The sequence below is a fragment of the Nigerium sp. genome, from assembly GCF_039811905.1.
Taxonomy (GTDB): domain Bacteria; phylum Actinomycetota; class Actinomycetes; order Propionibacteriales; family Propionibacteriaceae; genus Propioniciclava.
This window is the reverse complement of sequence record NZ_JBDHZL010000113.1, coordinates 1-8,580: the sequence shown is the minus strand read 5'-3', so window position 1 is coordinate 8,580 and position 8,580 is coordinate 1. Positions and strand designations below refer to the sequence as shown.

Here is an 8,580-nt window from a genome sequence, read left to right as displayed (position 1 = left end):
CCGTGGTCTGGCTGGGACGCCTGCGGCTGGCGAGTCTGGGGCGGACGCCCGACCGGACGGCCGGGTGTGAGCGCCCGACCCGAGGAGGACCGCACCTCGGCGACGGGGCGCTCGGCCCCGCTGCTGTCTGCTGCGTCCGGATTCATCCCCCCATTGTGGGTGAGCCGAGCGGCGGCAGCCTGCCCATGCCAGTGCCAGGCAGGGACGCCGACCCCGGAGGACGCCACGGCCCTCCCGGACGTGGGTCCGGGAGGGCCGTGTGACGAAGTCCCCCTCAGGGTGTGGAGAACGTCAGGTAGAAACGCCCACGGGGCGGGCGTCCCCCGCGAACGGTCACAGGAGGGGGCCGGTGTGCCAGATGCGCTTCAGGTAGTCCCGCATGGCGCGGTCGGAGCTGAAGAACCCACACCGGGCGACGTTGAGAATCGCGGAGCGCGTCCAGCGATCCTCGTCGGCGTACGCGCGCTCGACCTCCGCCTGCTCGGCCATGTAGGAGTCGAAGTCGGCGAAGACCATGAACCGGTCCTGGTGCAGCAGGTTGCCGACGATGCCGTCGAACGCGTGCGGGTCGGACGAGAACACCCCCGACGCGATCAGGTCGATCGTCGCCTTGAGCTGCGGGTTGTTCGCGTACAGCGAGCCGGGGTTGTACCCGGACGCCGCCAGCGCGGCCACCTCGGGCTCCCGCATGCCGAACAGGAAGAAGTTCTCGTCACCGACGAGCTCGCGGATCTCGACGTTCGCGCCGTCGTCGGTCCCGATCGTCAGGGCGCCGTTCAGCGCGAACTTCATGTTGCCCGTGCCGGACGCCTCCATGCCCGCCAGCGAGATCTGCTCGGACAGGTCGGCCGCCGGGATCAGCTTCTCGGCCAGGGTGACGTTGTAGTTCGCCGGGAAGGCGACGGTGAGGCGTCCCTCGAGCCGGGGGTCGGCGTTCACGGTCTTGGCGACGGCGTTGATCAGGTAGATCGTGTCTTTCGCCATCTTGTAGCCGGGGGCCGCCTTCGCGCCGAACACGACGGTGCGCGGCGTGATGTCGGAGGCCGTGATCTTGCCCGACAGCACCTGCTCGTACAGCGAGATCACGTGCATGATCTTGAGCGACTGCCGCTTGTACTCGTGGAGGCGCTTCACCATGACGTCCACGAGGTGCCCCGGCGGCAGCGAAATGCCGTCGCGCTGCACCAGCAGGTTGGCGAGGCGTTCCTTGTTCCACGCCTTCGCCTTGCGGAACCCCTCGCGGAAGTCCTCGTCGTCGGCGTAGGGCTCGAGCTCCTGCAGCCGCTCCAGGTCGGTGACCCAGCCGCTGCCGATCGCGTCGGTGACGAGCTCCGACAGCTTCGGGTTCGCCATCCGGATGAACCGCCGCGGCGTGATGCCGTTCGTCACGTTCGTGAACTTGTCGGGCCACATCTCCGAGAAGTCGGGCAGCACCTTGTCGCGCAGCAGCTGGCTGTGCAGGGCCGCGACGCCGTTCACCTTCGTGCCGGCGATCGTGGCGAGGTACGCCATCCGGACGCCGCGCTCGGGGTACTCGGCGATGATCGACATCCGTCGCGCGCGCAACTCGTCGCCCGGGAACGCCTCGCGCACCTCGGCGAGGAACTCATCGTTGATGCGGTAGATGATCTCGAGGTGCCGCGGCAGCAGGCGTCCGAGGAGGCTCACCGGCCACACCTCGAGCGCCTCGGGCAGCAGCGTGTGGCAGGTGTACGCGAAGCACTGCTTCGTGACCTCCCACGCCTCATCCCACTCCCACTTCTTCTCGTCGACCAGGATGCGCATGAGCTCCGGGACGGCGATCACGGGATGCGTGTCGTTCAACTGGTAGATGATGCGCTCGGGCAGCTTGTGCAGGTCGAAGTCGGGGTCGAGCTCGTTGATGAAGTCGCGCAGCGAGCACGCCACGAAGAAGTACTGCTGCTGCAGGCGGAGCTCCTTGCCCTGGGGCGTCGAGTCCTCGGGGTAGAGCACCTTGCTGATGTTCTCCGCGAACGTCTGCGCCCGGACGGCCGACGCGTAGTCGCCGGCGTTGAAGATCTGCAGGTCGAACGCCTTGGTCGCCTGGGCCGACCAGAGCCGCAGCGTGTTCACGCGGCCGTTCAGGTACCCGGGGACCATGTAGTTGTAGGGGACGCCGAGCACGTTCCACTCCGGGATCCACCGGCTGCGCGTCACGCCGTGGTCGTCGTAGGTCTCGGTGTGGCCGGCGAAGTCGACCTGCACCGCCGACTCGGGGTGCGGGAACTCCCACGGCGAGCCGAGCGACAGCCACGTGTCGGGCTGCTCGACCTGGCGTCCGTCCACGAACGTCTGGCGGAAGATGCCGTACTCGTAGCGGATGCCGTAGCCGATACACGGCACGTTCATCGTGGCCAGCGAGTCGATGAAGCAGGCGGCGAGGCGCCCGAGGCCGCCGTTGCCGAGGCCCGGCTCGACCTCTTGCGAGCGGAGGGTCGCGAGGTCGAGCCCGCAGGCGGCGAGACCCTTCTCGGCGATGTCGTTGAGCTGCGTGGCGAGCAGGGCGTTGCCGAGCTGGCGCCCGAGCAGGTATTCGGCCGACAGGTACCCGATCGTCTTCGCCTGGGCCTCGTGGGTCTTGCGCCCGGTCTCGAGCCAGCGCGCCATCAGGTAGTTGCGGACCGTCGTCGCGAGCGCCAGGTACTGGTCGTTGACGCTCGACCGGGAGAGCGCCACACCCTGCGTGGTGTTCAGCTCGTGCAGGAACTCGCGCACAAAGCCGTCCACGGAGTGGGGCGGCGAGCCAACGGGGGCCAGAGCGACGGGGTGGGTCGGCTTGAACGCTGGCCCGCGGCGGTGGCTCTCGGTCGTGGGGGATTCATCCGCGGGGACGACCGTTGGGGCGTCCGGGGTCGGGATCGGGTTGTCCGTCATGTGTCCCACGATATTGGATCATGGGGATCACTCCCCGCCGCACGATTCTGTGGGACGCCGTGACCGGCAGGTGGGACGCCGCGGCCCGCGGCGTCCCACCCGTCGTCGGTCTGCCTCAGCAGCAGCGCCCGGACGCCTGCCGCCCCTGCCGCGCGTACTCGGCCTTCCAGAACTCCCGCTCGGTGAGCGGCGGCTCGCCGTGCCCGTGGACGCGCTGATGCGCCAGGTAGTTCTGGTACCCGTGGGCGCCGAGCACGCCGTCGGCGATCCAGGACGCCGACCGCAGCGCGGCCGCCACCCGCGGCAGCAGGGCGCGCATCAGTGCGTCCTCTGCCGGTGCTCGGGATCCCTCTCGGGGTGTTCGGCGTAGTAGGACGCCCATTCGCTCGCGATGGCCTTCTCCGCCTTCGTGGGCACCATGCCGGCCGGGGCGAACAGACGCGACTGCAGCGGCGGATCCTGCGTGTCGATGCCGCCGCCCGCCAGCACCGCCTGGACGGCCTTCCAGCTGCACATCAGGATCACGATGATCGCGCAGACGAGGAAGATGACCGACAGCGTGGTCTGGACGGCGGTGTTCCGGACGACCGCCTCCATGGCCGCTCGCCCGTGGACGCCGCCCAAGTCGGTCACGCCCTGCTGCAGCGCCGCCGCGTACCGGTTGTGGTTCGCCCAGTATCCGACACCCGGGACGCGGCTGAAGATCTTGAGGAACGACCCGTAGATCGTGACGACGGCGGCGAACACCATCGGCACCGCGATGATGAGCAGCGGCCACTTGTAGCCGCGCCGGGCGAAGATCGTCAGGCAGATGGCGAGCGCGACGGCGGCCAAGAGCTGGTTGGCGACGCCGAACAGGGGGAAGAACGTGTTGATTCCGCCGAGGGGATCGGTGACGCCGAGCAGCAAAATCGACCCCCAGCCGGCCACCATGAGCGCGGTGGTGAGGTAGCTGCCGGGCTTCCAGCTCGCCTCGCGGAACTTCGGGAAGACGTTGCCGAGGGCGTCCGCGAGCATGAAGCGCGCGACGCGCGTGCCGGCGTCCACCGAGGTCAGGATGAAGAGCGCCTCGAACATGATCGCGAAGTGGTACCAGAAGCTCATCATCTCGGGCCCGCCGAACCACTGGTGCATGATCGTCGCCAGCCCGACCGCAAGCGTGGGCGCGCCGCCGGTGCGCGAGACGATGGAGTGCTCGCCGACGAGGCGGGCTGTCTCGGTGAGCTGGGCCGGTTCGAGGTGGACGCCGGCCATGCCGAGCGAGTTCACGAACGCGACCGCGCCCTCGACCGTGCCTTGCGTCGCCGCGGACGAGGAGTTCATCGCGAAGTAGATGCCGTGGTCGACCGACAGCGCGGCGACGAGCGCCATGATCGCGACGAACGACTCCATCAGCATGCCGCCGTAGCCGATGAGGCGCGTCTGGCGCTCCTTCTCGATCAGCTTCGGGGTGGTGCCCGACGCGATCATCGCGTGGAAGCCCGACAACGCCCCGCAGGCGATCGTGACGAACAGGAACGGGAAGATCGAGCCGGTGAACACCGGGCCGTCGGCGCGGAACGCCCACTGGGTCAACGGGGGCACGGTGATCGTCGGCTGCACCACGACGATGGCGAACGCGAGCATCGTGATCGTGCCGACCTTCATGAACGTCGACAGGTAGTCGCGGGGAGCGAGCAGCAGCCAGACCGGCAGCACGGCCGCGACGAAGCCGTAGGCGATGAGCGCCCACGCGAGGGTCAGGCGATCGAGGTGGAAGATCGCGTTGCCCCAGTCGGTCGCGGCGACGTAGCCGCCGCCGACGATGGCCGCGAGCAGCAGGATGACGCCGATGACCGACACCTCCGACACCTTGCCCGGCCGGATGAACCGCAGGTAGACGCCCATGAACAGGGCGATCGGGATCGTCATGCCGACGCTGAACACGCCCCACGCGCTCTCGCCGAGGGCGTTCACGACGACGAGCGCGAGGATCGCGATGATGATCAGCATGATCACGAGGGTCGCGATGAGCGCGGCGATGCCGCCGAAGCGCCCGAGTTCGTCCTTGGCCATCTGGCCGACCGAGCGGCCGCCGCGGCGCATCGAGCAGAACAGGACGACGTAGTCCTGCACCGCGCCGGCGAAGATCACGCCGACGATGATCCACAGGGTGCCGGGCAGGTAGCCCATCTGGGCGGCGAGCACGGGCCCGACGAGCGGGCCGGCGCCCGCGATCGCGGCGAAGTGGTGGCCGTAGAGAATGCGACGGTCCGTCGGGACGAAGTCGTGGCCGTCCTGCATGTACTCGGACGGCGTCGCGCGACGGTCATCGGGGTGGGTGAGCTTGTGGGCGATGAAGTTGGCGTAGAAGCGGTAGGCGATCAGGTACGAGCACACCGCGGCGAAGACGAACCAGATGCCGTTGATCGTCTCGCCCCGGACGATCGCGATGATCACCCACGCGACCCCGCCCAGCACCCCGATGGCGACCCACAGGGCGATCTTGAGCGGACTGAGCTTGTTCTCGCGTCGCACCTCCTCCGGCTCCAGTGCGACGGGTGGTGTGTCGCTGGGTGTTCGGGTGAGCTCGTCGGGGCTGGTCACGGACATGTCGGTTTCACCTTCGAAGGTCGACGCTTCTTGGAGCCGATCGTCGGCTCATGGCCGGATTCTAAGCACCGGACGCCCTCACGCGCGCCGATTTGGCGTGGTCGGGGGTGGGGTTCCCCCTTCGTGCACAGGACGCGGCGTCCACGAGCGATCGTGGACGCCGCGTCCGGCGGATTGGTCGAGCGAGGCGGCCCTCAGGCCCGCCACTCCTCCTCGGGGGCCGGCAGGCCGCGCTTGGCGCGCTCGCGCCGCGCGAACGGGCCGAAGAGCGCCTCGCCGGGCTCGCTGTCGTTGAGCTTGGTGAGGTCGCGCCCGGCCACCTCGGGCATGACGATCGAGGCCACCAGCGTGCAGAAGGTGAAGAACGCGATGATGATCGCGACGGGCAGCCACGAGCCGTGCATCGTCACCACGAGAGCCGCGGCGATCACCGGGCTCACGCCCGTGGCGATGATGGCCGCGAGTTCCTTCGCCAGGGCGAGCTGGGTGTAGCGGTTCCTCGCGCCGAAGATCTCCGACATCGTCAGGTTCTCCAGGGACGCCAGCGCCAGCACCGACGACTGATGGACGATGATGTAGCCCGCGAACACGGAGTTGATGTCTTTGGTCGAGATCATGTCGATCATCGGGAACACGAGGGCCAGCGAGATCGAGCTCATGATGATGTACATCGTCTTGCGGCCGAACTTGTCGCTCAGGGCGCCGACGATCGGCACGGTCGCGAAGCCGCACAGCGAGCTGAAGATCACGACGTTCGTGCCGACGCTCGGGGCCAGCAACAGCGTGGCCGTGATGTAGCTGATCAGGTAGGTCTGGATCATGCCGGAGTTGCCGGCCTGGCCGAACCGCAGGAAGAACGCCGCGAAGAACGAGCGGCCCTTGCGCGACTTGGCCGCCTGGGCCAGCGTGTCGAAGTCGACGACCTCGGCCAGCTTCTCCGTGGAGACCGCCTCGCCGTCGACGACGTCCTCGCGGGCCTCGAAGACCGGCGACTCCTTCAGCGACAGGCGAACCCAGATCGCGAAGCCCATGATCAGCACGGACGCGAGGAAGGGGATGCGCCAGCCCCACGCCATCTGATCGTGGTCGAGGGTGGCGACCACCTCGGTAGTCATTTCTTCCTTAGAAACGAGAGGTTGCGATCCATGAAATGGAGTCGCATCGCTGCGCGTTGCGCGCAAGAAGTTCCGCGCAATTGCTGAAGTGGCACGTTGCACTAGCTGAAACTCGGACGCAGGATGGGGGCATGAGCACCACCCCGCGCAACGACCCCCCTCGCATCGAGGCCATCGACCGGGCGTTCGCCCTGCTCCTGGCCCTGGCGGACGCCGGCCCGCAGGGGGCCACGCTCGCCGACCTGGCCGCGACGACGGGCGTCAACAAGTCCACGGCGTACCGGGCCCTGTCGACGATGCGCCGGCGCGGGTTCGCGACCCAGTCGGTCGAGAGCGGCGTGTACCGGCTGGGGCCGAGCGCGATGACGCTCGGGGCCCGGTTCCTGACGCCCGAGCATCTCGCCCAGGCGCTGCACCCGGCGCTGGTCGCGCTGTCGCGGGCCACCCACGAGCTGGTGCACCTCGGCGTGTGGGAGGACGACCAGGTGCTCTACGTCGACAAAGTCGAGCCAGACCGGGCCGTCCGGGTGTGGTCGTCAGTCGGACGCCGCGCCCCCGTGGCCACGACCGCGCTGGGCCGCGCGATGCTGGCGGCCCGCGGCGTCGACGACGAGCAACTCGCCGTCTACGTGAAGTTCCTCGGATCGGAGCACGCCGTGTCGTTCGAGCACCTGCGCGGGGTCGTCCGGCAGGCGCGGCGGCGCGGCTACTCGGTCGAGCTGCAGGAGAACGAGCCAGGGGTGGCCTGCATCGGCATGGCGATCATGCGGGGCGAGCAGGTGGTCGGGGCCGTGTCGATCACGTCGCTCGCCGAGCGCATGACGTCGCGTCGCCAGTCGGAGCTCGCCGAGCTCATCCGGGCGGACATGCCGAGCCTGCTGCCCGAGGGGCTCACGCTCGCCCCGATCGGCGGGCACGCCTGAGGCGGCCGGCTCGGCCGAGAGTCAGCGGCCGAAGGACGCGGCGTCCGCGTAGCTCGCTTGCGTCCCGCGGTGGGTGACGGAGTCGGCGGCGTAGGCGTTCGCACGGACGAGGGCGTCCTCGACGGCGAGGCCGCTGACGAGACTGTGGGCGAAGCAGCCGATGAACGCATCCCCGGAGCCGGTGGTGTCGACGGCGTCGACGGTCTCGGCGTCGGTCAGGACGCGGCCCGCCTCCGAGTACCAGGCGACGCCCCGCGCGCCGAGCGTGACGAGCACGTTCGTCATGCCGCGTGCCAGCAGGGCGGACGCGGCGGCGTCCACCTCGTCGAGGGAGTCGACGGGCAGGCCGGTGAGCAGCGCGAGCTCGGTCTCGTTCGGGACGAACCAGTCCACCGACGCGATGCGCGCGAAGTCGAGCTCGGCGTTCGCCGGCGCCGGGTTCAGCAGCACCGGGACGCCGTGGGTGCGCCCGAACTCGACCGCGTGGTACACGGTCTCGAGCGGCACCTCGAGCTGCAGGACGATCAAGCGGCAGCGGGCGATGTCGTCGGCGGCCGCGTCGATGTCGGCGGGGGAGAGGTGGTCGTTCGCGCCGGGGATGATGATGATCGAGTTGCGCGACTGGGGGTCGACGAAGATCGGCGCGACGCCCGAGGTGGCCTCGGTGCGCAGCACGTGCGTGGTGTCGATGCCGTGGGCTTCGAAGTTCGCGATCGTGTTGTCGGCGAACAGATCGTTGCCCACACCCGTGACCATCAGCACGACGGCCCCCAGCCGGGACGCCGCGACGGCCTGGTTGGCGCCCTTGCCGCCGCAGCCCATCTGGAAGTCAGGCGTCCGCACGGTTTCGCCTTCGGCGGGCATGCGGTCGATGTAGGCGATGAGGTCCACCATGTTGGATCCGATGACAGCGATGTCCATGCCGCCGATCATCGCACTCAGGGGTGAGGCCCACGCGGCGAGGGGCATGCACATCTTTCCCGGACGCGAAGGAACCCCCGCCGTTCGGCGAGGGTTCGACACCGCTTCGATGGTCGGGGTGACAGGATTTGAAC

At 68.9% G+C, this 8,580-nt stretch carries 6 protein-coding genes; 1 reads left to right on the top strand and 5 read right to left on the bottom strand.

Annotated features, from left to right (window positions below):
* Window positions 1-333: 333 nt before the first annotated feature.
* The 4 genes from WMJ97_RS13225 to WMJ97_RS13210 all read right to left on the bottom strand — a co-directional run bounded on the left by WMJ97_RS13225 (window position 334) and on the right by WMJ97_RS13210 (window position 6,602).
* Complete coding sequence (locus WMJ97_RS13225; protein WP_347349470.1) at window positions 334-2,895, bottom strand: glycogen/starch/alpha-glucan phosphorylase; 2,562 nt, start codon at window positions 2,893-2,895, stop codon at window positions 334-336.
* A gap of 115 nt (window positions 2,896-3,010) precedes the next feature.
* Entirely contained in the window at window positions 3,011-3,214 is a 204-nt protein-coding gene (locus WMJ97_RS13220) for a YbdD/YjiX family protein (RefSeq protein ID WP_347349469.1), read from the bottom strand.
* Window positions 3,214-5,487 carry a carbon starvation CstA family protein gene (locus WMJ97_RS13215; RefSeq protein ID WP_347349468.1) on the bottom strand — a complete coding sequence of 758 codons (2,274 nt, stop codon included), beginning with the start codon at window positions 5,485-5,487 and terminating at the stop codon, window positions 3,214-3,216. The genes WMJ97_RS13220 and WMJ97_RS13215 overlap by 1 nt, the downstream gene beginning before the upstream one ends.
* Before the next feature lie 194 nt (window positions 5,488-5,681).
* Window positions 5,682-6,602 carry an MFS transporter gene (locus tag WMJ97_RS13210; protein ID WP_347349467.1) on the bottom strand — a complete coding sequence of 307 codons (921 nt, stop codon included), beginning with the start codon at window positions 6,600-6,602 and terminating at the stop codon, window positions 5,682-5,684.
* A 131-nt stretch (window positions 6,603-6,733) separates the two neighbouring features.
* On the opposite strand from WMJ97_RS13210, the gene WMJ97_RS13205 reads away from it, so the two are divergent.
* On the top strand, window positions 6,734-7,525 hold the full coding sequence (locus WMJ97_RS13205; protein ID WP_347349466.1) for an IclR family transcriptional regulator: 792 nt from the start codon (window positions 6,734-6,736) through the stop codon (window positions 7,523-7,525).
* Window positions 7,526-7,546: 21 nt separating this feature from the next.
* On the opposite strand, the gene rbsK is transcribed toward WMJ97_RS13205, so the two are convergent.
* Complete coding sequence (rbsK, locus tag WMJ97_RS13200) at window positions 7,547-8,446, bottom strand: ribokinase (protein ID WP_347349465.1); 900 nt, start codon at window positions 8,444-8,446, stop codon at window positions 7,547-7,549.
* Between the last annotated feature and the right edge of the window lie 134 nt (window positions 8,447-8,580).